The organism is Mucilaginibacter sp. MD40 (assembly GCF_002288635.1).
Taxonomy (GTDB): Bacteria; Bacteroidota; Bacteroidia; order Sphingobacteriales; family Sphingobacteriaceae; genus Mucilaginibacter.
Genome location: NZ_NRSW01000001.1, coordinates 3,388,049 through 3,412,632, shown reverse-complemented (window position 1 = coordinate 3,412,632; position 24,584 = coordinate 3,388,049). Strand labels below are relative to the sequence as shown.

Here is a 24,584-nt window from a genome sequence, read left to right as displayed (position 1 = left end):
CCGCGATGTTTTTAATGTTCAAAATTATCGCGGATGCAGGTGTTACCGGGTGCGCTTTATCAGCAGGAAATATGACTTTCGTCAGTTTTTCATCCGGGTAAGGCGTTTTTCGTCAAGTACGCTAATGTGGCTGCCTTTTTTATCTATCAGGCCCTCTTCCTTGAAATCTGTTAAGGTACGGCTCACCGTTTCTGTAGCCATACCTGCCAGCGCCGCGAGGTCTTCACGGCTTATTTTAAATCCATCCGTATTACCTGCCTGTCTGCTTAGTTTTATCAATGCTCCGGCCATGCGTTTTCTTACCGAATTATAAGCGAGGTGTAACAGTTGTTCTTCCCTGTCGCGTACATCATTGGCCAGTAGTTTTATAAATCCCCTCGCTACATCCGGATACTGGTTAATCAGTTCATCCAACTGGTCTTTAGGGATAAGGCATAATAAAGTATCTTCAAGAGCTGTTGCCGTATCTGCGTATGGTTCATTGGCCAATAAGGCATTAGCACCCAGGTAATCATCAGTCTGGTAGATACCGGTCATTAATTCGCGTCCGTCTTCGGCCAGTTTAACGGTTTTTACTTTACCACTTAAAACTACGTATAAGCCGTTTCCTTTATCTCCATCGTAATAAATTACCTGGTTCTTTTTAAAAAGACGGCTCTTACGTTCGCTGATGATCTGTTTCAGTTCGGCGAGGCCGTTGTTACGCGATACCAGTTGATCGAGCTGTTCAAGTGAACGGCTGTAATGGCTTTCCTGCTGTGTTTTCTTTTTTAACCTTGTTTCAATGGCATTCAACAACTCCATATCATCAAATGGCTTGGTAAGGTAATCATCGGCGCCCATTTCCATGCCTTTGCGCAGGTCTACGCGCTCGGCCTTAGCCGTCAGGAAGATGAATGGAATGGCGGCCGTATCCGGGTTTTTATTAAGCAGGTATAAAACCCCGTAGCCGTCCAGGTCGGGCATCATAATATCGCATAAAATAATATCGGGCTTATGTTTGAAAGCAAGTTCAACACCGGTTTTGCCATTATCGGCTTGCAGCACGCTAAAATCGGCCAGCTCCAATATTTCCACTACATTTTCGCGGATGTCGCTATTGTCTTCAATAATTAATACCTGCTTGCTCATAAATGCTTAAAAATTATGGTAAATGATGTGCCCTGGTTAACTACACTGCTAAATGAGATTTTGCCGCCCATTAATTGCGTATATCGTGCAACAATATTAAGACCCAACCCCGTACCCGGTATATTGCCGGTATTATGCGCCCTGAAGAAGGGTTCAAAAAGGTTTTTTTGATCTTTTTCGGGTATGCCTATACCGTTGTCCTTCACTATCACGGCACAAACATCATCAGCTAACTCCGTATTAAATTCAATAAAAGTATTCTCGCCCGAGTATTTGATGGCATTGGCAATAAGGTTGAAAATACAGTTCTTCAATAGGTTCTGGTCCAGGTTAACCAAGCGTTGCTTACCGGTATGCTGGTAAATGATATGCTGGTTTTGCTTGGCAACCAGTTGCATCTCTTCTGTTATTTCTTCTGCCAGTTTTACCAGGTCAAAAGGGGCAAAACTGGGTTCTACCTTACCAGCTTCCAGTTTTTCCAGTGACAGGAAATCGTTAAGAATGGTGGTGAGGTTGCTTACCGCATTCTTAATTTTGCCCACATGTTTAGCAATGTTTTCGCTGTTATAAGGTTGAGCATACTTATCGATCAGCGAAGCGGAAAGTTGTATGGCGCTTAATGGGGTACGAAACTCATGCGAAGCCATGGATACAAATCGGCTCTTGAGCTGGCCAAGCTCTTTTTCTTTTTCTAAGGACAGGCTCACCTCTTCTTTGGCATCCTGCAGGGCAAGTACTGTTTCTTTGAGCGATTGGGTGCGTTCTTCTACCAGTTCCTCCAGGTGCAAAGCGTGTTTTCTGAGCTGCTCCTCGGCATCTTTCTGGCGGCTCAAGTCGTGTATAAACCCTGTATATATTCTCCTGCCCGAGTACTCCACCTCGCTTACTGCCAACCGGAACGGAAACATGCTGCCATCCTTTCTTAACCCGGTAACCTCGCGGCCTATACCTATAATATGCGGTACCCGGGTATGCTGGTAACGGCTAATATATTCATCATGCCTGTCGCGATCTGGCGGTGGCATTAAAAAAGAAATGTTCTTGCCTATTACCTCATCAGGCTGGTAGCCAAACAGGGTACACGCGGCCGGGTTAATGCTTTCAACCAATCCCTTATCATCAATGGTGATAATGCCATCAATGGCGTTTTGTATGATCGCTTTAAGCAGCGCTGTGTTTTCCATACTTCAAATTAAGCTCTAATAGCCGACATTCTCAAATGTGGTGAGATTGTATGGTTCAAACAGTGGCAAAAAGTCGCCCAAAAAAGTGATCCCCATCATTCTTTTATTGTTTTCGTGCTTTTTTAACCATTAAAGAGGCTTATAAGTGTGTAGTGTTTAGATGCCTGCGTCAGTTTAGTAAATGATAATGGTCATTCTACAGGGGAGTTAAGTTGCTGACCTTTACAGTACAAACAATAAGTTATGAAAAAGCAACCAACAACAGCTTATTACCGTGCACGTTATCATACGCGTACGTTTTTCATAGGAGCGGCGTGTATACTGATATTGCTGCTGGCCGTGTTCAGGGCAGGGGCTACAGCACTTGATGCAAAGCAGCCACAAAGCCTTAATCAGGAGATAGAGGAGCAACTGAAAAGTGGCAACCTGGCGCTTCACTTCCCCAAAACAGTGCACAATTATTACACCTCCAGGCAATATACCCCGATATGGCTTGTTAAAGAACCGCAGGTGCAAAATACATGGGCGGCTATGCTCATGTTAGATTGCGTGTTACAGTTTGGCCTTAATAAAGCTGACTATCATGCCAATGAATTGCTATACACCACCCTGCATGATATACTGGAGCAACCCGGGCAAATATCCCCTGTTAAACAGGCCCGTTTTGAGATCATGCTTACTGACGCGCTGGTTACATTTATCAATTATATACATTATGGTAAGTACAACCCATCGCTGCCGGCCGCTAAAATTGATAAAGGAATAACAGATTTTAATGCCACCCGCTTATTAGATAGTGCTATAAAAAGCAACGATCTTATGGCGGTTGTACTTACGGCCCAACCGCAAGGTGCTTTATATCAATACCTGCAAGCCCGTTTGCATACGGTAGCCGGTGTACAGCTTGGCGACTGTTATGAATTTCCCGAAAAGGATGTCAGGAAAATGGCCCTTAATATGGAGCGGTTAAGATGGAGTGCTGCAGATACCTCAACTTTCATTATGGTAAACATCCCATCGTACACTTTAACTTTCAGGCACCACAATATCAGCGATACATTTAAAGTAATTACAGGTACTCCTAAGAACCCAACACCAACGCTTAACAGTGCAGTGAAGTTTTTTACCACAGCACCCGCCTGGAAAGTGCCAAACCAAATATTTACTAAAGAAATATTACCCAAGGCAATGCGTGACAGTGCCTACTTAAACGAACATCATTATAGTGTTTATACTAATAAAGGGCTGTTGGCAGATGTAAGCAGCCCCGGTCTTTTAAAAATTGCCAAATCACCTAAACTGTATTACGCCCAGCAATCTGCCGGGTGTGATAATGCTTTAGGGCAGATTGTTTTTAGGTTTGCTAATCCGTTTGATATTTACATGCATGATACGCCCGACCAAAGCCTGTTCGCGAAAAGCAAACGCGCGTTAAGCCACGGTTGTGTAAGGGTACAGAACGCTACCCAACTGGCGAAACTGCTGTTAATTAACGATGGTCAGTCAACCAAAATATTCCAGAAAAATTTGCTGGCCGGTATCACTAAAAGCTTTTATCTGAAAAAGCCTGTTTCATTGGCCATTACCTACATCACATGTGAAGTGAAAAACGGAGCGCTGGTGTATTATGATGACATATATGGACTGGATAACAGCCTTGACCAGTTGATGTATCAAAAAAATGATGCCACACTAAAACTAAGTGAGAATTAACTTCTACAGAATTATAAACATTTCAATTAAACTAACGATGTTATGAAAACGATTCTTGTACCAACCGACTTTTCGCCCTCGGCAAATAACGCTGCCGCTTATGCCTTTGAGATGGCAAAGGTTACTAAGGCGGATATTAAATTATGCCATGCACTAAAAGTACCTGCCGAATCCATATATGCCGCGCAGGTAGCCTGGCCACTGGAAGATATTAGCCACCTCACAGAAGGTGCCGAGGCTGAAATGAAATTCCTGACACTCCATATAGAACAAAACAGCCCCTCACAACACTCCGGCTTTAAGCCAGGCGTTGATCATTCCATTGGTGTGGGCGACACCGTGGATTACATAAGGAACGTGGTGAGCGATGATCATATATCGTTGGTGGTTATGGGCATGTCTGGAGCTAACCTGTTTAGCCGGTTTTTATTAGGTAGTGTAAGCCGCGAACTGATCTCTAAAGCAGATTTCCCTTTATTGCTGATACCTAAAAACTATGTATATAAGCCGATCAAAAAAATAGCTTTTGCAACCGATCTTCATCATGAAGATATTAATACCATTAACGCCCTGGCCGGTTTGGCGAGTTATTTTAATGCCGAATTATTAATAAGCCATGTTGAAGGTACCCATGATGCGGAGAAAAAGCAGGTAAAAGAATTTCTTACAGAAGTAACCACCCGTACTCAATACAACAAAATTTACTTTAGGGCAGTAAAAATGGATAAAGTAACCGACGGTTTAGAATGGCTTAGCGCTCACGGACAAATAGATATGCTGGTAATGACACACCGGAAAGACGCGTTCCTTACCCAAAGCCATTGCGAAAAGCTGGTGTCAGAAACGCATGTACCTTTAATGGTTTTACCCAATAAAAATATGTGTTTGATCATTTAAGGGTGAGAGAAACATCCGATTCGATAAGTATGTACGTTTTCATTGGCTGTGTTGATAGTATCAACACAGCCAATTTTTTTTACACAAAGTGTTGGGGCTGCTAATAGGCAGTTTATAATCTTTTATTTATTTAGACTAATTATAAATAAAATTATACTTTTGCCGCATATTTAACCGACACAATTAATGAAAGCACTTTTATACTCGGCAATTACTCTATTATTTCTGATGGTTTCTGGTACTGCGCATGCTCAGCAAAGTGGCAGTATTTATGGGCATTTGGAAGATCAGGATCATAAAGCGGTAGAATTCATCAGCGTATCCGTACAGAATAGTCAGCGTGGCACCATGACGGATGCTAAGGGTAACTATGAGCTTAAGCAAGTTGCACCTGGCACCTATGTGATAGTTGTTTCCGGCGTTGGGTTTAATACCGCAACCAAAGAGGTGAGGGTTACAGCCGGGGAGGTAACGAAGGCTGATTTTACCCTAACCGAAAATCACCAGCAGCTGCAATCTGTAGAGGTGACCGGCCGTAAGGAACGTACCTACAAAACAAAATCTACCTTTATAGGGAATAAAACACAGACTGATATTTTAGATCTTCCGCAATCTGTATCCTATGCCAGCAAAGAACTGATGGCCGACCAGGGCGATGTTCGTATTGGCGATGTAGTAAAGAACTTTAGTGGCGTTACCCAGTTTACGTTTTATGATGATCTAACCATCAGAGGTTTCCGTGTAAATGGGCAAAGCAATACCCAATTACTCAATGGATTGCGCACCAGTACAGGTTTTTGGAAGCAGCCGCTCGCCAATTACCTGGAACGTGTGGAGGTATTGAAAGGACCTGCTTCTGCATTGTATGGCAATGCCAGCCCGGGAGGTGTGGTAAACAGGGTTACTAAAAAGCCGCTTGATGAAACGCGTAAATCCATCAGCTTGTCATTAGGAAGTTTTAACACCTTTAGAGGCCTTGCAGATTTTACCGGCCCTGCCACTAAAGACAGTACATTGTTGTACCGTTTAAACTTAGGCTATGAGGACGCTAACTCTTTCCGTGATCTGCAGTTTGATAAAAATGTGGTGATAGCGCCCTCGCTATCGTTTATACCTGATGATAAAACCCGCATTAATTTCGATATGGTTTATAATAGCTCGCGCAGCAGGTTAGACAGGGGGCAATCTGTAATCGGTAATGATCTTAATTCGACCCCGATAACCTTAGCGTTGAGTACCCCGAATGACCGCCTCAATGAGAACACCTACACCGTTTCTTTTTCATTAAGCAGGCAGTTAACAGATAAACTGAACTTAAGCGCGTCCTATTTAAAAACGGGTTACAGCGAGGACCTGTATGAACACCGCAGTGCAAATGCCTACGCGGTTGATGGGGCCGGTAAAACCATAGGCAATTTGGTAGCCATGCAAATATTTACCCGCCAGCGCAAACGCTACATTGATAATTTTTCGGGATATCTTAATTATACCGGAAATACCGGCCCGGTAGAACATAAGTTAGTGGCAGGCTATGATTTTGGCAGCGAGAAAACACCGGTAGGGGCTTCCCAACTTACAGCAAGCGGTTACCGGAACGCGGCAAACAACGGCTTCATCGCGTCATACAATCCTGCTAACAAGGCCAATTACCTGCTTGATAAAAACGGAAACCCGGTGCCTAACGTTCCCAGTTTTGATCTTAATAATATCCGTGCCTCGCAGCAATTGCAGGATGACAGCAAGGCGTTCTTTTCAGTAGCTTCCATAGCGCCGGCATATTACTACCTCAACGCCGGCTACGTGCAGGATCAGCTACGATGGAAAAGACTGCAACTGTTACTTGGCTTACGGTATGAATATTACACTGATTTTAGCAACTATGCTGCTACTAATGAAGCTAAAACACATTCACATGCCTGGTTGCCCCGTTTGGGAGTTGTTTACAGTATTATAGATAACCTTAACATTTACGGATCATACGTAACGGGGTACAACCCCCAAAGCGCGGCAACACTTGCTAACCCGAATGCCGGCGGGCCATTTGACCCACTAAAAAGCGATATGAAAGAGATAGGTATGAAAGGTGATTTCTTAAATGGCCGATTGGGAGTTACTACATCTGTTTATCGCATTAAGCAAAGCAATGTGCTTTACAACGCTAATGTTGCCGGGCAGCCAGATCTGTTGCGCCAGGTTGGCGCGGTACTCTCTAAGGGGTTTGAATTTGATGTTACCGGCCGCATTACGCCAACCTGGAGCCTCATTGTTTCTTACGCCTATAACCGCTCGTATATTTCCAGCAGTCCTGTAGCGTCTGAAGTGGGCCAGCAAAACCCTAACGCGCCACGCAGCCTGGCAAATATCTGGACCCGTTACAACATTGCGCGTGGTACTTTTAAAGGGTTGGGAGTAGGGGCAGGTACCAATTACGTTGGTAAGCGAAATTTATCTATTAACACTGCCCAAAGTATTCCGGAATATATGCTGGTGAACGCCGCGGTATATTACACGGTAGGGAAACTTCAATTGCAGTTTAACGCTAACAACATTACAGGTAAAAAATATTGGGTAGGCGGTTATGATTATATCAGGTTATTCCCCGGCGCGCCATCAAATTACCTGGCTACCTTAACGTATACTTTCAATTGATAAAAGCTAAATTATTTTAGACCTTATCATCATACAAAACCGGCCTGTTATGGCCGGTTTTATTATTTTAAAGTTATTCGCTTTTCAACAACTGCTTAGCTTCTTTCAGTTGCACTTCTTCCTTTTTAGGTAATACCGGGTAATCCAGTTTTAGGTCTTTTAGTGTTTGTAATATAATGGTTGATATGGCTATCCTTGTAAACCATTTCTTATCGGCAGGTATTACATACCAGGGGCAATGAGGGGTGCTGGTTTCCCTTATGGCCTTTTGGTAAGCTTTCATGTAATCGGGCCAACGTTCGCGCTCTTTTATATCATTACTCGCAAATTTCCAGTTCTTATCCGGTTCATTGATACGATCCAGAAAACGCTTCTTTTGTTCTTTCTTTGATAAATAAAGGAAAAATTTGATGATCACCGTTCCCTGGCGATAAAGATGCTTCTCAAAATCGCGTATACTTTCATAACGGTGTTCCCAAAAATGATGGCCTATGTCCTTAACGTCGGTTATCCCCGGCAAATTTTCTTTCAATATAAACTCAGGATGAACCTTGGTTACCAGTACATTCTCATAGTGAGAGCGGTTGTGTATGCCTATACGCCCACGCTCGGGAAGAGCTTTGTAATGGCGCCACAAAAAATCATGTTCGTAATCTTCCGCGCTGGGTTGCTTAAAGCTAAACACCTGGCACCCCTGCGGATTAAGGCCCGACATGGTATGCGCGATGGCGCTGTCTTTACCCGCCGCGTCCATCGCCTGAAAGATGATCAACAAAGACTTACTCTTGGCCGCGTAAAGTTCTGTTTGCAGTGTGGCAGTTTCCGCTATCAGTTGCTTCAGTATATCTTCAGCTTTATGTTTTTTATAGCCAAGTGTATCATCTGTACTAAAATCTTCCAGTGAAAAATTTTCGGGATCGGTAACCTTAAAGCGTTTAACAATGTCTTTCATCGTCCTATAAAAGCAGGAGAGCGGGCAGAATGTTTTCGCAGCTATAAAAACAAAAGCGCCCCGCATTTGCGGGGCGCTTTCTTATAAAATGGTTAAAACTTACAGTTTACCAATTTCCTGAACAAGGTCGATCAGTTTGTTTGAGTAACCCCACTCGTTATCGTACCAAGAAACAACTTTAACAAAAGTGTCGCTAAGCGCGATGCCAGCTTTAGCATCAAATATTGATGTGCGTGCATCACCTTTAAAGTCTTCTGATACAACTTCGTCTTCAGTGTAACCAAGGATGCCTTTTAATTCGCCTTCTGAAGCTTCTTTCATAGCCGCTTTAATTTGCTCGTAAGTAGCAGGAGTTTTTAAGCGTGCAGTTAAGTCAACAACAGATACGTCGGCAACCGGAACGCGGAATGACATACCGGTTAATTTACCTTTTAACTGAGGTAATACTAAACCTACTGCTTTAGCAGCACCGGTTGATGAAGGGATGATGTTCTGGTAAGCGCCACGGCCGCCTCTCCAGTCTTTAGCCGATGGGCCGTCAACTGTTTTCTGAGTTGCAGTTACCGCGTGGATAGTGCTCATTAAACCTTCTTCGATACCGAATTTATCATCCAGTACTTTAGCGATAGGCGCTAAACAGTTGGTAGTACATGAAGCGTTTGAAACAATGTTCTGGTCTGCCTTTAATTGCTTGTGGTTAACACCCATAACAAATGTAGGGGTATCGTCTTTTGCAGGCGCGCTCATTACTACTTTTTTAGCACCGGCATCAATATGTTTTTGAGCGGTTTCCTGGGTAAGGAATAAACCGGTTGATTCGATGATCACTTCGGCACCTACTTCATTCCATTTAAGGTTAGCAGGGTCTTTTTCTGCAGTTACACGGATAGTTTTACCGTTTACTACCAGGTGGCCGCCTTCTACAGCGATAGTACCTTTAAACTGACCGTGGGTTGAGTCGTACTTTAACATGTACGCCATGTAGTCAGGCTCAACAAGGTCATTGATACCTACTACTTCAACATCTGGTCTTTCAATAGCCGCTCTGAAAGCTAAGCGACCGATACGGCCGAAGCCGTTGATTCCTATTTTCATGATTTTTTAATTTTTGTTTGAATAATATGTCAACAAGTGATTGATAGGCTCTTTAATAATATCTGTTATCTGAATATGGTTATCAGCCGCCGCCTCGTGCAGATATTCACGAAAGTTAGCCGCTACCGAACCGGTAAAATAAATGGCCGCTTCGGGGTGCTGCTCCTGTAATGGTATAATATAATTGGCCAGCAGTTTGTTAAATCCTGCGGTTACAGTATCCTTTACGTAAGCCTCGTTTTTGTTCTCTAAAAAAAACTCACTGAAAGAACTTAAAAACAAAGCCGGTTGTTTTTGCCTGTACACTTTCTCCAGCAGTGTTTTTCGGTCGGCATCATAGCGCTTTACAAACTTTTTCTGTATCCCATCGGGTAAAGTTTCGTTCATAAAACCTTTTATCAATTGCCTCCCCAGCCAGTTACCCGATCCTTCATCAGCCAGTACATAACCCAGGCCGTAGTTGTTAGGCTTTACCTTTTTGCCATCATACCATGCGGCATTGGTACCGCTACCGCAAATGCTAACAATACCGGGTTGATTACGGCAGCAGGCTATAGCCGCCCCCTCAATATCGTGCCCTACAGTTATTTTAGCAAATTTAAAAAACGCGGTAAAAGCATTATGTACTATTTGCTGTAACTGCGGGGTTGATGCACCTGCACCGAAAAAATAAACACGTTTAATTTCTTCGGCATGGTGTATAAGGTTAATATTTTTGTTAAACAGTTGTATAATGTGCTTTTCGTCGTTAAAGTAAGGGTTTATCGCATTGGTATTAAACGATGCTACTGTTCGGCCTTTGTAAGCCAACCGCCACCCGGCATTGTTTGATCCACTATATACAACTGCAATCATTTATATCGATAGTATGTCGGCCATCTGCATCAGGTCATCTTCCAACTTAAACTGGTGCTGTGTTAAGGCTTCCTCCAGGTCGGTTAGCTTGATGTGGTTGGCTTCCAGGCCCACCATTTTTTGTGTTTCGCCCTTAATAAGGGCGTTTACCGCAGCAAATCCAAGCCTGCTGCCCAAAATGCGGTCAAACGCCGATGGGCTACCGCCACGCTGCAGGTGGCCTAATATAGTAACTTTTATATCGTAAAACTTTATCTGCTTCCTTACCGCCTCGGCAAGGTCATAAGCGCCGCGCTTGTCGCCTTCGGCAACAATTACAATGCTCGATGATTTTTTATTGTACTGCCCGGCTTTCAGGTTTTCTATCAGCGTATCAATAGCGGTATCGCGTTCAGGCAATAAAATAGCTTCTGCTCCGCAGGAGATACCTGCACGCAAGGCAATAGCACCCGAGTCGCGGCCCATCACTTCTATAAAAAATAAGCGGTCGTGCGCGTCGGCGGTATCACGTATCTTGTCAATAGCCTCAATTACCGTGTTGGTAGCGGTATCAAAACCCAAGGTATAAGTAGAGCCGTAAAGGTCGTTATCAATAGTGCCCGGTACGCCTATAACAGCAATGTCGGGGTATTTTTTAGAGAAGCGTAAAGCGCCTGTAAATGTACCGTCGCCGCCAATTACCACCAAACCATCAATACCATTTGCTTTCAGGTTTTGGTAGGCCGTTTCCATACCTTCTTCGGTACGGAAGGGAAGGCACCTTGCGGTTTTAAGAATGGTACCGCCCAGGTTAAGGATGTTACTTACCGAGCGGGGATCCATATCGTACATGTTATTGTCAATAAGCCCCTGGTAACCCTGGCGAACGCCTGCTACATGCAGGCCATTGTAAATTGCGGTACGTACTACAGCTCTTATACAAGGATTCATGCCCGGGGCATCACCACCTGATGTAAGAACTGCGATCTTTGAAATTTTCTGCATCTTTACCCAAGTAAATTGTAGGTGCGAATATACTGTGTGAGATTTACACCATTAAATTTATTTTTTATTTTTACAATAAGATATAAGATTTATATTAGGCCAATAAACCTAAATATTCCGATCCATTGGAAACAAAGTTACCAACATTTAATTCGGTTTTTTCTGTCGACTGTGTCATTTTTGGCTTTGAAGCAGGAGAACTGAAGATATTACTTATTGAGCGTAACGAGGAGCCTTACAAAGACTGGCTCGCGTTGCCCGGCTATATTGTTGAGCAGGACGAAAGCATTGATAACGCTGCCGAACGTATCCTTTATGAACTTACCGGCCTGCGCGATCTGCATATGCAGCAGTTTCATACGTTTGGCGAAGTTAACCGCCACCCTCAGGGGCGTGTGATCACTGTAGCCTATTATGCGCTTATTCGCATTAACGGGCAAAAAGAACTAAAGCCTATTACCCAATATGCTAAAAGCGCTTTCTGGCACCCGGTTAATGAATTACCTAAACTGGCTTTTGACCATAGCGAGATATTCCAGACAGGCTTTAACAAATTACGCCGCCGTTTAAACTATCAGCCAATTGCGTTTGAGCTTTTACCGGAGAAATTTACACTTACGCAGCTACAATCGCTGTACGAGGCTGTTTTGAACAAAAAACTTGATAAGCGTAACTTCCGTAAGAAAATGCTGAGTTATGGGTTCCTTAAAGAGCTGGATGAAAAGCAAAAAGGCGTATCATACAGGGCTGCCAAACTTTATAAGTTCGACCGCCGCAAATACACCAAGATATTCCAGAATGAACTGAGCGTGGAAGGATAGTTTGAAGAGAATCAAGAGACAAGAAGTAAGAGTCAAGAAGTAAGAGTCAAGAGACAAGATATAAGACTCAAGCCCCAGATTTTAGAAGCATAAACAAAGGGCCGCATGTGATGAACATGCGGCCCTTTTATTTTGTCTTGACTCTTGATTCTTGTCTCTTAGTTCTAAAGACTACGCCTGGCTTGGTGCCAACTCCAGGTGATATTTTACCAGGTTATCTATAGGAGAGCGGATGATGTTACCTACTTTCATGCCATTCTCTACCGCTACTTCTTCCAGCACATTGCGGAAGTTGTAACCTACGGAACCAATACAGTTGAATGTATATTTCTGATAATCAGGGTAGTGGGTAACCAGGTTTCTAAAGAAGTCTTCAAATGAAGTGCGTACCAGGTTACGCGAATATTCGATGTTTACGTTGTTATCATAAACAAACTTGCTGAAGCTTGCGCAAAAACGATTAGCACGTGGCTGGGTGTAAACAATCTCGTTAATATCGTCTGGCGTAAGTTTAAATTCTTCCCAGAATATTTTACGTACGGCTTCCGGCATATAACCACGCAGGTAATCGATCAACAATTTTTTACCTATATAGCAACCGCTACCCTCGTCGCCAAGGATATAAGCACCAGAATCAATGTTGTGGGTAATTTCGCGGCCATTGTAAAGGCAGGTATTGGTACCTGTACCCAGTATAGCGGCAAAGCCTTCAGTATTTCCCAGGAGGGCTCTTGCTGCTGCCAGCAGATCGTGCCCAATGTTTACTTTTGATTTGGTGAAAACCGCTTGCATGGCATCTTCTACTACCTTGCGCATTTCCGGGGTGGAGCAGCCGGCACCGTAGTAGTTTACTTCGGTAATGTTATCCTTTTCAAGGTCGGTAGGCAGGCTCTCATTTAACGATTGAATAATGTATTCTGTATTAGAAAAGTACGGGTTGTAACCTTCAGTATTGAAATACACCTTTTTACCATCTTCGGTAACTAAGCACCAATTGGTTTTGGTTGAGCCACCGTCAGCAATTATGATCATAAAATAAGTTTTAAAAATTGGCTAAAAGTATGATTAACATATTGTAAATAAAACACTAATTTATTTAAAAAAGTAATAAACTGATACACAGTTTATAAACTTTTATTTTTAAACTCATAATGGTAGCGTAATGTTAACCATTTAATTGAAATATTACATATTTTACAATTAATAAAATAAAATTATATCAACCTTACATTGTAGTGCTTTGTGAAGATGGCTATTGCCTGATAGCTAATAAATGTGCATATTTGCACCGCGAAAAAATCGCGATGGTCCCGTAGCTCAGCTGGATAGAGCAACTGCCTTCTAAGCAGTAGGTCTTTGGTTCGAATCCAAACGGGATCACTTAGTGTACTTTCTGTATATACGAAAAACCCTTAAATAGCTTATTTAAGGGTTTTTTTGTTAATTATCGTAAAGACTAAAACGACTCTGTTTTAATGGATCTAAGTAAAAGGGAACAATAGCTTAAAATGTTCCGATTCCTAAATCTATGTTGTTTCGTTACTTCTGCTCAGTCTTTCAGAACAGAAATACTATAGTATCACTATTAGGCCAGACCATTCTTTTTTGTTTTTGTATTAGCATCTACATACAAAAATATCGCTCCAAAAAGAAATACTACGCCACCCATAAACGCCGGGATTTTTACGGACCAATTGCCGTTTAGTGTAGTTATTGAAGCAGAGCCTCCGCTATCATCAGGGTTTAGATGTTGTTTGTAGAATACATTACCACAGATGATCAGTAGTAATCCTGCCGCGATCATAAAAATACTTAGCTTTTTCATAATGATTTTAATTAAATACAGGCCTGCAGGGAAAGCGATGGGTGCCTTTTTGGAAGCTATCGCTAAGAGAGAGGTTATTTATAATACGTTATTTACAGTAAAATATTATGAAATGTACGTTTAGTTATTAATAAAAAACTTAGCGACATAACGCAAGGGCTTATCCGCACTTACATTTGGCTACAAATTAAATAGCCCGTTAAAGATATCTTTAACGGGCTATTGTCTTATTCAATGACCTAAGCTGAAGGCTAAATAAAGCCGGGTTACTTAATAATCAGTAACCAACCTTTACCTTTTTCAACCGGGATGGCATCATTTAATTTAAAAGCTCTGCCGGGCTGAAAATCTTTAATTGCCGGGGCCGTAATAGTAGCTTTTGTCGGGTTTATGCCCAACTGTTTCCAATCGATCTTTAGCTTAATGTCTGTATTATCATTTTCCCAACTGGCTATTGATACCATGGCCGCTCCATCTTTCTTGTAAACTGTAGCTAAAACTTTGGCTTTATCTGTTTTAACAGGGCTGTTTTCTACCCAATAGCCGATCATTTTGGTGCCTTTCATGCCAAAGTCGTCCCAGGCTTTCCATATAGGTCGTGGGTCGGCGCCGTCGCTCCAGGGCATGCGGTTGGTCATGCCGTAAACCATTCCGCGCCATTTGTTGCCGCCGCCCTGCAGCATTTCGCCCATCAACCCAAACGGAATACCGCTAACTTCGGTCAGGAAAAAATCGGGGTCGTTCTTTTCATAATCGAAATACTCACCAAACCAAAGCCTGTTGAGGTACGGGAAATGCTCCATATACAGGTTGGCGCTGTTATTAAAGCCATCACTTTTGTTATACTGGTTGGCCGAATGCAGGTCTATGATACCGGGATGCCCGTTTTTAGTCAGTACCCGTTTTATGCGTTTCATGGTAACACGGTCAAAGGCAACGTCATCCAGGTAGATGCCGTCAATACCCACATTTTCTGTAAGCCAGTTCATGCCCTCTACATAGTAGTTATGCCAGCGGTTCATGCCGCTGTTGATGATGGCAGCATCCTTAATTTCGGGTACAAACCACGCGGCAATATAATCGTCACCCAAATGCTCCTGCAGCCAGCTAAAGCCGCCGCCTTTACCCGGTGAAAATATCTCATGCCCTAAACTGCGCAACGCGAAAGTTTCATAGGCATGGTTGGATAGCTCGCGTATGGTATTATAAATTTTCACTTTTAATCCTGCCGCGTGCGCGGAGTCGTCATACGCTTTCATCTCACGCCAGGCTATAAAAGGATAGTTGATATTAGGGTTAATGGCCGTAGCGTGGTGGATATTGATCACCGTGGCGCCAGCTTGCTTAACGGTATCAATAGGTTTGTAAGCGTGGTAAAACCGGGTTTGCCACTGGAAGTCGGTGTTAATAGGGTGGAAGGGTGTAATTAGCAAATTAAAGTTGTAATACAGTTCATCGCCTTTTTTTAGGGTACGTGCTCCGCTGTAATTGTTCACCAATACGCCTGTGTTCCCGGTGGTTACCGCTATGCCGCCCTTGTCAGCATTACCCCATGAAGTAGGGAGCAGTAAAGGCTTTTGCAGGTAAAAGTTGGTGTTTAAAGGGCGTACATAGCGTTCATCTCTAAGCGAGTATTGTAAACCACCATTTACGTTTCCTACCCAGGCGCCGTCCTGGTTTTTGTGTGCCACATCCCATTTCCACTCAAACGTTTCGGGGCGATAGCCACCCTTAAGACCAAGGCCCATCATATATTTGGCAAACTCCTTTTTTAACGGGATCTGCATGCCAATATCTTTAAGGGCAATATCTCGCAGCGCTTTTATTTTTACGGTGTAAGCGACAAAACCGTCAAACTCTAAAGAAGCGCTTACATCCATTTGCAGGTTATCGTTGGCGCTTATTGATGTCCAGGAAACGGTACCGGCTTCTTTTTTGGTAAACACTAATCCTTTGTCTTTAAGGATGATATTTTTACCATCCACGTCAACAATATTGAAATGCAGGGCTTGCGAAAGCAGGTTATTGGGTGCCGTGGCATATCCTGTCATTTCGGGTGTAAAGTAGGTTTGAATTTGCGCAGGGAAACCATTGCTGCCTATCTCTACTTTGCGCCCGAGCAAACTGATGGTTTTGCCGTTCACTACCAGTGGGGTGTAAGGCGCTATCACTGTATTTTGCTGTGCCATGGTAGAGTTTAACCAACCAAGTCGCGTCATTTTAACTGGTTCGCTTACACCGCCATCTTTAAGCAACTGGTTGCTTACCTCAATCGCCAGATCCAAAGTTTTAACCGCCTTACCATTCTGGCTAATGGTGATCTTCCCTTTGTATAAGGCCGGAGTAGTTTCTACGGGTACATCTACCTGGCACCATAGCGGCTGTATGTCATGCTGCTTAACATCAACGCTTTTTGTTAAACGGTGGGCATCATATGTAACCAGGTTGTTGTTGATACAAAAAGCTTTGGTGGCTGGAATGGATTTTCCGCTTGCTGATCTCAGGTCGCTGAAGTTCACCTGTAAACCGCTGATATCGCGCAAGGCGTATACCCCTAACTGAAAGGCGAAATGTTCGCCGCGAACCGCTTTACCCAAGTATTTAGCCTGGGGGCCGTTGGCTATCCAGCGTTGGGGGAGGTCTTTGGTCATTCGGATCGAATACATCCTGTCTTCAGGAAAAACCAGGAAATCCTCGTTCGGGTATTTCTTTATCAGGGCCTCTGTTTCAGCCTGTGTAGCAATTACCTCCATTGGGTAAAAGCTGTTAAACGCATCTATCGACTGAAATTCCTTTACCGTTGCTAAAGGATAGCTCTTGTTATTGTTGAGTGAGCCAAGCCATTCACTATCTGCTTGGTTATCAGATTTAAGATATACACCTTTGGGATAGTTGGAACGGCCTTCGTTTTTGTAGGGCAGGTAATAAACATTGTATTCACCATTACCAGATACCGGCTCAAAAAGCAGTTCGCCCGTTTCGCGGGTGATGGAAACCACTTTTACATTTTTTACCCTTTGATGGGTTTTAGCATCTTCAATAATGACGCGTTTGCTTTGAGGATCGTTATCCCTTCTGCGCCAGTTGATCACTGCTTTAGCTACTTTGCCTGTACCGTTAAAGGATAATACTACGCGGTGGTTGCCTAAAGAATCGGCCAGCCAGCAATTGTTGCAGTTAGTGTATGGGATGTTTTGAGCGGTAGCTTTTATGGTAAACAAAAGGAACGCGAAAACTAAAACTTGTTTCATGGATACTTTTTTTGAAGATACTTATTCTTTTGTCGGAAAAGCAAGGCTGTTACCTTTCCCGTGATTTTATATGGTGGGTGTTACACCATGGCTTTTCCAATACTCAATAATCGGCTTATACGGACCGTATTTATGTTGATTTTCAGAAAACGGGTCTTTAAAAGGGCCTTTATCATAGTCTACAGCCTTTTCCTCGTAATTTGGATAATCAACTTCGTTTGATGTTTTGGATAGCGGGCGTTTATGCTTCCTGTCGTCATTAATAAAGGCGGCTATGTCAAGGGCTTCCGCGTCGCTAAGCACCGGGTTGCCTATTGTTGCCTTGTCATAAGGCATATTGGCTTTAAGCCATTGAGCCAGTTTAATTACCCTATGCATGCTCGAACCCGGGCGGTAGGCTAACAGCCCCCAAACCGGTGGATATTCGTATGTAACATTGTCAAACCGCATTTTGCCTTCGCCGTTGGCGGCATGGCAGCGTTCGCAATAACTTTTGTATAACGCTTCGCCTCTGTCTGAAGATGCTGCCTCGTCAGGTAATGCTACCTCCATGTTTTTAAGTCCTTTGGTTACGCGTGAAACGTTTGATGAATCGCTTAAAAATTTCAGGTAAGCCATTATGGAAACCATTTCCCTGCTATTTAATGGTAACGGTTTGCCCAGGTTAGGGCGCATTACGCAGTTATTGATCCGCTCCGCTAATGATAGTATTCTTCCTTCTCTTGCCCGGTATTGCGGATAGTCCTTAAAAGAGCGCATGAGGTTAAAAGCGTATGGCCTTGTGCCCGCGTCGCGGTGGCAGTTGGTGCAATTCATTTTGTTGCCTGTGTAGTGCCCGTTAATGCCATTTGGCCCTATGTAATAAGCCGTGTGCAGCATCAGCTGCCGGCCATAACGTACGGAGGCGCCGTATTTGCCTATAGGTATTTTGGTGGTGTCAATAGCCACTATGGTATCGGCATTGGTTGCTTCATCATCTCCGGAAGTTTCTTTTTCGCTGCCGCATGATGTAAGCTGCATAGCCGCGACAAAGGCGAAAAAGGGCAGCAGGATGCAGGTATAACGAATTATTTTACTCATGATCTGTTAAAGGCTTTAAATAAGGGGCGAGGTTGCTGTATTTAATAAATTCTGACCGGTACGTGGGCACTGATGTTTCCATGGTCCATTGCAGGTGCCCTTGCTGGTCTGCTAAAACAATAATGTGCCTTTTGGAGCAGCAAACCAGGGTGCTGGTATCGTTAATGAGATAAGCGCTGCCCATGCGGCCATTAAATATTTCTTTAGGCAGTATCAGGTGCGAAGTAACCGTCGCGGATTTGTCCTGCTCATTTATTTTAATAGCATAAACGCCCGACTGGTGTTTCTCTGTTCCGTTATCAAAAAACATCAGATCGCCGTGCTGGTTAATATGGGCCGCGTGCGCCTGTGTAAATCTGCAATTGGCCGGCATGGCTATAGTACCACCCTTACCAAATTTGTAAATAACCTTACCTGTGTTTTGATCTATTTTCCAGATCTGTCCGTTGTTGAAAAACGATAACAGGTAATTACCATCTCTATCATAGCTCAGGCTGTTGGCATGCATCCAGTCCTTTTTAGTTTTCAAAATTTTCTGGTCTTTTTTCGGGTCCATCACATCAAACACACTCCACCTTTTTATTTGTCTGCCCGTTTTATCCATTACCAGTATGCCATCGCCGTTAACGGTATCGGTTTTTGATCCGCCTATGGCCGAAAGGTCCATTGGTCTTTTATCTACAAAAATGGTTACCAATTGGCCCTTGCTATTCTTCAATATTTCGTGATGGATGGTTTGTTTAAAATCGCCCTGCCCTTTTTTGAGGTGTAATAGGGTATCGCCCAATAAATTGAGCTCCAATATCTCGCTTCCGTAACTCGTCGGCTCATCGTTTCGGCCCAATATGGATATCAGCGTTTTATCACCGGTGAAGTGGATCACCTTAAAGCCCAGTCTGTCTATCATGTGGTACCATCGTATACGCCCGCGATCATCTACCAGGTAGGCTACACCGGGAGCGTAGCGTTTATTGATCAGCATTAAGCCGTTACCAAATTCCGGAGGAAGCTGTGTATTTGCCGCAGTTTTTGCCTTAAACTGTTCCTGCAGGAACAAAGGCAACGCGTGTGATTTAAAAGTATAGTTCTTACTGATGGCGGTATCTCCATTAGCAACCGATACGATATGATAATTGTAAGTAGTATCTGGCAGGATATTAGCGAGCACCAATTGATGCCCCGTAGCTTTATGGCTACCTACCGAACGGAATTTTGGGCCGCTACCTTTTATCCAGTATTCGGCAAAAACGTTGGCTTTCTGGCCGGTAATAACATCGAGTTTTATCTTTAGCTCGTTGTTATTATACAGCCCAAGGCGAACTTCTTTTATCGCATTGCTATCAGTACAGCTATACAGGCCTGATAGCATTACGAGGGTAAAAACTGTAAACAGGTGTTTTTTTACTTTAACCATAATTTTGATAAATGGTAAAGAGTTGGAGCTGTAGCTATCCAACTCCTTACCATTGGTTAATTGTATTTATTGTTGTCTTCCGGAATTATTCAGATTAGGGTTAATGGTAGTCTGGTTAAGTGGGTAGGGGAAATACTCATCACGCGGCATTTGTACGGTGTTGGTTTGCCCGGTTCTTTTCAGGTAGCCGTTTACAATCACATCATATTTACCAAAGCGTTTAAGATCGGCACGCCTTTTACCTTCGTAATACAGTTCCCAGCCGCGCTCCTGCAATAACAGATCGCGGAAGGTTGCCTGCGTTAACTGCGACTGTACCAATTGTTTAGCATGCGACCTTGCCTTTACCTGGTTCACCAGGTTTACGGCCTCTGTAGTTGGGCCGTTAAGTTCGTTAAGGGCCTCGGCACGGCTTAGTAAAACATCGGCGTAGCGTAATATGTCAACACTATGGCCGTCATAATAGGTGTTGGCACCGTTAGGGTCGGCATATTTCATGGTGGCTACATCGGGCATATATAAAAAGCCGTTAGGGGCGGTTGCTCCCTGAGTTGGCGCTTGCTTGTGTATCAGCCCGTCAACACCCTTATATTCGGTAAAGAACATTTTTTTACGATCATCTTCGTCGCCATAGCTGTTATAGAAGTCCCAGGTTACGGCGTAATACTGCCACCTGTCGGTAAGCACAGGGTGGCTCAGCGGGCCAAAGTGATTAAGCAATTCGGTGCCGTTAACGTTGGCATCGCTTAATACCGAAAAGATGTTTTCGGAGCACCAGGTATTTGATTCCTTAAACAAACCTTCGTAAGAGGGGTAAAGCTGATAGATGCCCAGGTCCATTACCTGTTTGGTAAGGTCTGCCGCTTTTTGCCACTGGTGCTGGCGCAGATAAATTTTTGCCAGCAGGAACATGGCCGCGCCTTTGGTAGCACGTCCAACATCGTTTGTTGAGTAAATACTGTTTTTGCTATAGTCTGTAGGTAAAACGCTCATGGCGTTTTCCAGGTCGGCTATCATCAGGGCGTCAACTTCGGCTACAGGGCTTGGGGTTGATTTTGCCTTATAGTCCGGGTTGGCAATATCTTTTTCAGTATTCAGGATCACCGGCCCCCAGGCATCCGTAAGGTCTGAGTAGGCTATGGCCCGCAAGAATTTCATTTCGGCAAGAAACTGGTTCTTTTCCGTAGCTGAAATGCTAGTCATTGCCGAGATGTTGTAGATAGCGTTGTTAGCGTTGGCTATCAGCTTGTAAATTTGCTTATAATCCTCCGCAATGAGGCCGTTGGCAGAGTTCCACTGCACTTGTGATAATTGCCCCGGGTCGCCCGCGTAACTGCAGTGCCCAACATCGGTAGTAAGGTCGGTAAGGGCAAAGTGTCTTACGGTCCAGTAATCGAAATTGTCGCCTACGGCCGGGCCTTTCAGTCGCGCGTAAACCGCGTTAACGGCTGCTACCGCGTCAGATTTGGTAAGGAAAGCGTTTTGGCTGGTTAGGCTGCTGTATATTTTAGGCTCCAAACTGGTTTTGTTACAGGCAGTTTGCATAAAAGCTGCCATAATGAGCGCTGGTATGATATATCTTTTCATTTGAATTGTTTTTTTAAGATTCCCGATACGATTAATGGATAGATGCCTTAATGCCAAATGTGATGGTTTTAAAGGCGGGGAATGAGTTAAAATCTAAACCACCACCAAGTGCGCCAGTGTGTACGTTAACTTCTGGGTCGGTGCCTTTGTAGCCGGTAATGGTGAGCAGGTTTTGTGCCTCGGCATAAACTTTTACGCCTTGCAATATTTTCATGTTCCGGAACCAGGTTTGCGGGAAGTTATAGCCCAGGGTTAAGGATTTTAAGCGTACATAAGAAGCATTTTCAACAAAGCGTGAATTTACATAGCTACCATAAGTGCTCAGGTAATAGCCTTCGCGTGGGATGTTAGTATTTTCATTGGTGCCGGCTACAAACCTGTTTAATGCTGCCGCGCCTGTGGTTGATTCCAATACCATAGCATTCATGTTATACAGGTAGTAGTCAAAAGCGCCCTGGAAAAATATGCCCAGGTCAATGCCTTTGTAATGGAAATCGTTACCGAAACCGGCCATGTAATGCGGGTTGGAGTTACCGAGGTAAGTACGATCGGCAGGGGTGATGACGCCGTTACCGTCAACATCTTTGTATTTAGGATCGCCTGGTTTGGAGTTGGGCTGCGGCGCGTATTTCTCGCCGGTTTTTATCACGCCTTCATAAACATAGCCATATAGCTCACCCAGTTCAACGCCCGGTACCACCCTGGTAAATTCCTGTCCGGATACCGTACCACTCGGGTTGGCTGTATTGGTGCTGATCACGTTAACACCCGGGCCCAGGTCCAGCGCTTTTTGCTTGTTGTAGGCAAAGGTGACGGTGGTATTCCATGAGAAATCGCTGGTTTTAATATTGGCGGTATTTACCGATACCTCAATACCCCTGTTTTGTATCGACCCACCGTTTACCCACTGGCTGCTAAAGCCCCATTCCTGGCCAATAGGTATCTGAATGAGCAGGTCGGTGGTTTTTTTGGCGTAGTAATCAATACTGGCGTTAACCCGGCCATTGGCAAAGCCCATATCCAAACCCACATCAAACTGGCGTGTTGCTTCCCATTTCAGGTTGGGGTTGGCCAGTGTTTTAGGTTCGATACCGGTTTGCAGGTTGCCGCTTTGGTTAAGCACGGTACCGTAAGGGCCAAATGTTGAAAGGTATAAACTGGCGGGTATGCGGTCGTTACCGGTAATACCATAGCTCACACGGGCTTTTAAATTGGAGAAAGTGTTAAGGTTCTTTACAAAATCCTCATCGGTAAGTTTATAGGCGATAGCGCCCGCAGGGAAAAACCCAGAACGCTTGTTAGGCCCGAAGTTGGATGAGCGGTCGTCACGGAAGGAGAACGATGCCAGTAACTTATCATTATAAGCATAATTTAACCTGGTGAAGTATGAGGTTAAGAAAGCTTCAGCTTTGTTACTGCCATATCCGTTAGGCAACGAGCCCGCGCCAAGGTTGTAGTATAAAAAAGCATCGGTAGAGAAACCCTTTGAACCTGCGTTTAAACCGTCGGTAACGTCTTTTTGGTTTGAGGTACCCAGCAACACGGTGAAATCATGCACCTTGGCCAAATTAAATTTATACGTCAGGTAGTTTTCAACCACCCATCTGAAAGCAGATGATGACTGCTCGCTGGCCACGCCACCTTGTTTAGCCCCCGCGATGGTTGTGGTAGGCAAGTACTGGCCGGCAGTGGTCTGGCTGTATTCTGTACCGGCGGTAAGGTGGTAAGTAAGGCTTTTTAAAATTTTATAATCCAAGCCCACATTAGCGTTCACTAACTTGTTGGCGCTGTTATTAGTGGGTTCCAGCAAGCCGGAAAGGGCGTTGGTTTTGGTGCCCTGGGTAATGTAGTAGTTGTAGGTGCCATCGGGATTGTATGGCGCAACATTTGGAGGGGCAGTTAACAAGCTGAACAATGGGGCGGTAATATCACCCGAGTAAGATTGAAGTGTTGCAGCGGAACTTGCCCCATAGAAATTGGCGCTGATCTTCAGGTTTTCGTTAACCGTTTTTTCGGTACCTATACGTGCCGTGTAACGCTCAAAGCCGGTATGTTTTAGCACACCCACTTGTTTGATGTGGTTACCCGAAATGTATAGTTTAGAGTTTTGGTCGCCGGAGCTTAAGCTGATGCTTTGATTTTGTACACTGGCATTTTGCGTTGCCAGTTTAAGCCAGTTGGTATTGGCCACCTGGAAACTTGAGGGATAGGGTTGTGGTTTACCGTCCTCAAGGGCCGTAGCGTTTTGTATATCGGTGTATTGCTGGCCTGTTAACAAACTGGGCTGGTAAGTGAGGCGTTGCGTACCGCCTGATACATCAACATCCAGCGCCACTTTCCCATTCTTCCCTTTCTTGGTAGTAATTAAAACCACACCGTTACCACCCCTGGCGCCATATATCGCCGTAGCTGATGCATCTTTTAAAACCTGTATGTCTTCAACATCATTAGGGTTTACCTGGTTACCATTGTCGCTGATAAAGCCGTCAACTACGTATAAAGGCGAAGTTGACGTATTAATGGAGTTACCACCCCTTACCGTTATATTAATACCTGCGCCCGGCGCAAAGCTCGATTGTTGTACCTGCACACCCGCGGCCTTGCCTTGTATGGCCTGGCCTATGTTGGTGGTAGTACCTCCAAGGATGAGGTTGTCACTCTTTACAGAGCTTACCGAGCCGGTGAGGTCGCCTTTTTTTACGGTACCGTAACCTACCACCACTACTTCGTTGAGTTTATTTACATCATCCTGTAAGGTAATGGTTACGTTGCTGCGGTTGGTTACATCAACCTCTAAAGTGCGGTAACCGATGTATGAAACGGTGAGGATAGCCGGCCCTTCCTTTAAGGTGAATTGAAATTTGCCGTTTACATCGGTTGATGTGGTGTTTTTAACGCCTTTTTGTGTTACGGTGGCGCCGATAATAGGCCCGTCCTTATCTTTTACAATGCCTGTTATAACCGTTTGCGCGCTGGCCATAAATGGTAGCGCTAAAAAGATGATACAACAGGCAAATCTGAACAGACGGATCATCGCCCTGTTCAGATCAGTTAATGCCTGCCGACGGATAGTGGAGTAAATTTTCATCATACTGCGGGAGTTTGTATTAATTAATCATTAGTTTTTTGTTATGGTTAGTTGTGTT

At 44.1% G+C, this 24,584-nt stretch carries 17 protein-coding genes and 1 tRNA gene; 5 read left to right on the top strand and 13 right to left on the bottom strand.

What is annotated here, in order from left to right:
• Positions 1-81: 81 nt before the first annotated feature.
• Both CKK33_RS15275 and CKK33_RS15270 read right to left on the bottom strand, forming a co-directional pair.
• The gene (locus tag CKK33_RS15275) at positions 82-1,131 is read right to left on the bottom strand and encodes a response regulator (RefSeq protein ID WP_095704939.1); all 1,050 of its coding nucleotides are present in this window, start codon (positions 1,129-1,131) and stop codon (positions 82-84) included.
• Positions 1,128-2,315 (bottom strand): PAS domain-containing sensor histidine kinase, encoded by a 1,188-nt coding sequence (locus tag CKK33_RS15270; protein WP_095704938.1) that lies wholly within the window; start codon positions 2,313-2,315, stop codon positions 1,128-1,130. The genes CKK33_RS15275 and CKK33_RS15270 overlap by 4 nt, the downstream gene beginning before the upstream one ends.
• 243 nt (positions 2,316-2,558) lie before the next feature.
• Here CKK33_RS15270 and CKK33_RS15265 point away from each other — a divergent pair, with 243 nt between their 5' ends.
• The 3 genes from CKK33_RS15265 to CKK33_RS15255 all read left to right on the top strand — a co-directional run bounded on the left by CKK33_RS15265 (position 2,559) and on the right by CKK33_RS15255 (position 7,574).
• Positions 2,559-4,028, top strand: coding sequence for a L,D-transpeptidase family protein (locus CKK33_RS15265; RefSeq protein ID WP_095704937.1), 1,470 nt, complete (start codon positions 2,559-2,561; stop codon positions 4,026-4,028).
• A 42-nt stretch (positions 4,029-4,070) separates the two neighbouring features.
• On the top strand, positions 4,071-4,925 hold the full coding sequence (locus CKK33_RS15260) for a universal stress protein (RefSeq protein ID WP_095704936.1): 855 nt from the start codon (positions 4,071-4,073) through the stop codon (positions 4,923-4,925).
• Between the two features lie 186 nt (positions 4,926-5,111).
• Entirely contained in the window at positions 5,112-7,574 is a 2,463-nt protein-coding gene (locus tag CKK33_RS15255) for a TonB-dependent receptor (protein ID WP_095704935.1), read from the top strand.
• A gap of 73 nt (positions 7,575-7,647) precedes the next feature.
• Here the strand turns inward: CKK33_RS15255 and CKK33_RS15250 are convergent, their stop codons facing one another.
• The 4 genes from CKK33_RS15250 to pfkA form a co-directional block, all read right to left on the bottom strand.
• On the bottom strand, positions 7,648-8,526 hold the full coding sequence (locus CKK33_RS15250; RefSeq protein WP_095704934.1) for a polyphosphate kinase 2 family protein: 879 nt from the start codon (positions 8,524-8,526) through the stop codon (positions 7,648-7,650).
• Between the two features lie 99 nt (positions 8,527-8,625).
• Entirely contained in the window at positions 8,626-9,621 is a 996-nt protein-coding gene (gene gap / locus CKK33_RS15245) for a type I glyceraldehyde-3-phosphate dehydrogenase (protein ID WP_095704933.1), read from the bottom strand.
• A 6-nt stretch (positions 9,622-9,627) separates the two neighbouring features.
• Positions 9,628-10,476 carry a BadF/BadG/BcrA/BcrD ATPase family protein gene (locus CKK33_RS15240; RefSeq protein WP_095704932.1) on the bottom strand — a complete coding sequence of 283 codons (849 nt, stop codon included), beginning with the start codon at positions 10,474-10,476 and terminating at the stop codon, positions 9,628-9,630.
• Entirely contained in the window at positions 10,477-11,460 is a 984-nt protein-coding gene (gene pfkA, locus CKK33_RS15235) for a 6-phosphofructokinase (protein WP_095704931.1), read from the bottom strand.
• A 125-nt stretch (positions 11,461-11,585) separates the two neighbouring features.
• On the opposite strand from pfkA, the gene CKK33_RS15230 reads away from it, so the two are divergent.
• Complete coding sequence (locus tag CKK33_RS15230) at positions 11,586-12,281, top strand: NUDIX domain-containing protein (RefSeq protein ID WP_095704930.1); 696 nt, start codon at positions 11,586-11,588, stop codon at positions 12,279-12,281.
• Between the two features lie 171 nt (positions 12,282-12,452).
• On the opposite strand, the gene CKK33_RS15225 is transcribed toward CKK33_RS15230, so the two are convergent.
• Positions 12,453-13,313 (bottom strand): N-acetylglucosamine kinase, encoded by an 861-nt coding sequence (locus CKK33_RS15225; RefSeq protein WP_095704929.1) that lies wholly within the window; start codon positions 13,311-13,313, stop codon positions 12,453-12,455.
• A gap of 274 nt (positions 13,314-13,587) precedes the next feature.
• Between CKK33_RS15225 and CKK33_RS15220 the strand changes: the two genes are divergently transcribed.
• Positions 13,588-13,661, top strand: a tRNA-Arg gene (locus tag CKK33_RS15220).
• Between the two features lie 205 nt (positions 13,662-13,866).
• Here the strand turns inward: CKK33_RS15220 and CKK33_RS15215 are convergent.
• From CKK33_RS15215 to CKK33_RS15190, 6 genes are all read right to left on the bottom strand, one after another.
• Positions 13,867-14,106, bottom strand: a complete 240-nt coding sequence (locus tag CKK33_RS15215; RefSeq protein ID WP_095704928.1) for a hypothetical protein — start codon at positions 14,104-14,106, stop codon at positions 13,867-13,869.
• Positions 14,107-14,372: 266 nt separating this feature from the next.
• A complete protein-coding gene (locus CKK33_RS15210) occupies positions 14,373-17,357 on the bottom strand; it encodes a glycoside hydrolase domain-containing protein (RefSeq protein WP_095704927.1) in 2,985 nt (994 codons plus the stop codon).
• 66 nt (positions 17,358-17,423) lie between these two features.
• Positions 17,424-18,437 (bottom strand): c-type cytochrome, encoded by a 1,014-nt coding sequence (locus CKK33_RS15205; RefSeq protein WP_198952478.1) that lies wholly within the window; start codon positions 18,435-18,437, stop codon positions 17,424-17,426.
• Positions 18,430-19,851 (bottom strand): aryl-sulfate sulfotransferase, encoded by a 1,422-nt coding sequence (locus tag CKK33_RS15200; protein WP_095704926.1) that lies wholly within the window; start codon positions 19,849-19,851, stop codon positions 18,430-18,432. The genes CKK33_RS15205 and CKK33_RS15200 overlap by 8 nt, the downstream gene beginning before the upstream one ends.
• 66 nt (positions 19,852-19,917) lie before the next feature.
• Positions 19,918-21,438 (bottom strand): RagB/SusD family nutrient uptake outer membrane protein, encoded by a 1,521-nt coding sequence (locus CKK33_RS15195; protein ID WP_095704925.1) that lies wholly within the window; start codon positions 21,436-21,438, stop codon positions 19,918-19,920.
• 31 nt (positions 21,439-21,469) lie between these two features.
• Entirely contained in the window at positions 21,470-24,529 is a 3,060-nt protein-coding gene (locus CKK33_RS15190) for a TonB-dependent receptor (protein ID WP_095704924.1), read from the bottom strand.
• Positions 24,530-24,584 lie beyond the last annotated feature (55 nt).

Bases quoted from the DNA above. Each gene is read 5' to 3' on its own strand.
- CKK33_RS15255 (WP_095704935.1), top strand. From the start codon at position 5,112: ATGAAAGCACTTTTATACTCGGCAATTACTCTATTATTTCTGATGGTT.
- CKK33_RS15250 (WP_095704934.1), bottom strand. From the start codon at position 8,526: ATGAAAGACATTGTTAAACGCTTTAAGGTTACCGATCCCGAAAATTTT.
- pfkA (WP_095704931.1), bottom strand. From the start codon at position 11,460: ATGCAGAAAATTTCAAAGATCGCAGTTCTTACATCAGGTGGTGATGCC.
- CKK33_RS15190 (WP_095704924.1), bottom strand. From the start codon at position 24,529: ATGATGAAAATTTACTCCACTATCCGTCGGCAGGCATTAACTGATCTG.
- CKK33_RS15225 (WP_095704929.1), bottom strand. From the start codon at position 13,313: ATGATCATAATTGCTGACGGTGGCTCAACCAAAACCAATTGGTGCTTA.
- CKK33_RS15275 (WP_095704939.1), bottom strand. From the start codon at position 1,131: ATGAGCAAGCAGGTATTAATTATTGAAGACAATAGCGACATCCGCGAA.
- CKK33_RS15270 (WP_095704938.1), bottom strand. From the start codon at position 2,315: ATGGAAAACACAGCGCTGCTTAAAGCGATCATACAAAACGCCATTGAT.
- CKK33_RS15205 (WP_198952478.1), bottom strand. From the start codon at position 18,437: ATGAGTAAAATAATTCGTTATACCTGCATCCTGCTGCCCTTTTTCGCC.
- gap (WP_095704933.1), bottom strand. From the start codon at position 9,621: ATGAAAATAGGAATCAACGGCTTCGGCCGTATCGGTCGCTTAGCTTTC.
- CKK33_RS15195 (WP_095704925.1), bottom strand. From the start codon at position 21,438: ATGAAAAGATATATCATACCAGCGCTCATTATGGCAGCTTTTATGCAA.
- CKK33_RS15210 (WP_095704927.1), bottom strand. From the start codon at position 17,357: ATGAAACAAGTTTTAGTTTTCGCGTTCCTTTTGTTTACCATAAAAGCT.
- CKK33_RS15240 (WP_095704932.1), bottom strand. From the start codon at position 10,476: ATGATTGCAGTTGTATATAGTGGATCAAACAATGCCGGGTGGCGGTTG.
- CKK33_RS15260 (WP_095704936.1), top strand. From the start codon at position 4,071: ATGAAAACGATTCTTGTACCAACCGACTTTTCGCCCTCGGCAAATAAC.
- CKK33_RS15200 (WP_095704926.1), bottom strand. From the start codon at position 19,851: ATGGTTAAAGTAAAAAAACACCTGTTTACAGTTTTTACCCTCGTAATG.
- CKK33_RS15265 (WP_095704937.1), top strand. From the start codon at position 2,559: ATGAAAAAGCAACCAACAACAGCTTATTACCGTGCACGTTATCATACG.
- CKK33_RS15215 (WP_095704928.1), bottom strand. From the start codon at position 14,106: ATGAAAAAGCTAAGTATTTTTATGATCGCGGCAGGATTACTACTGATC.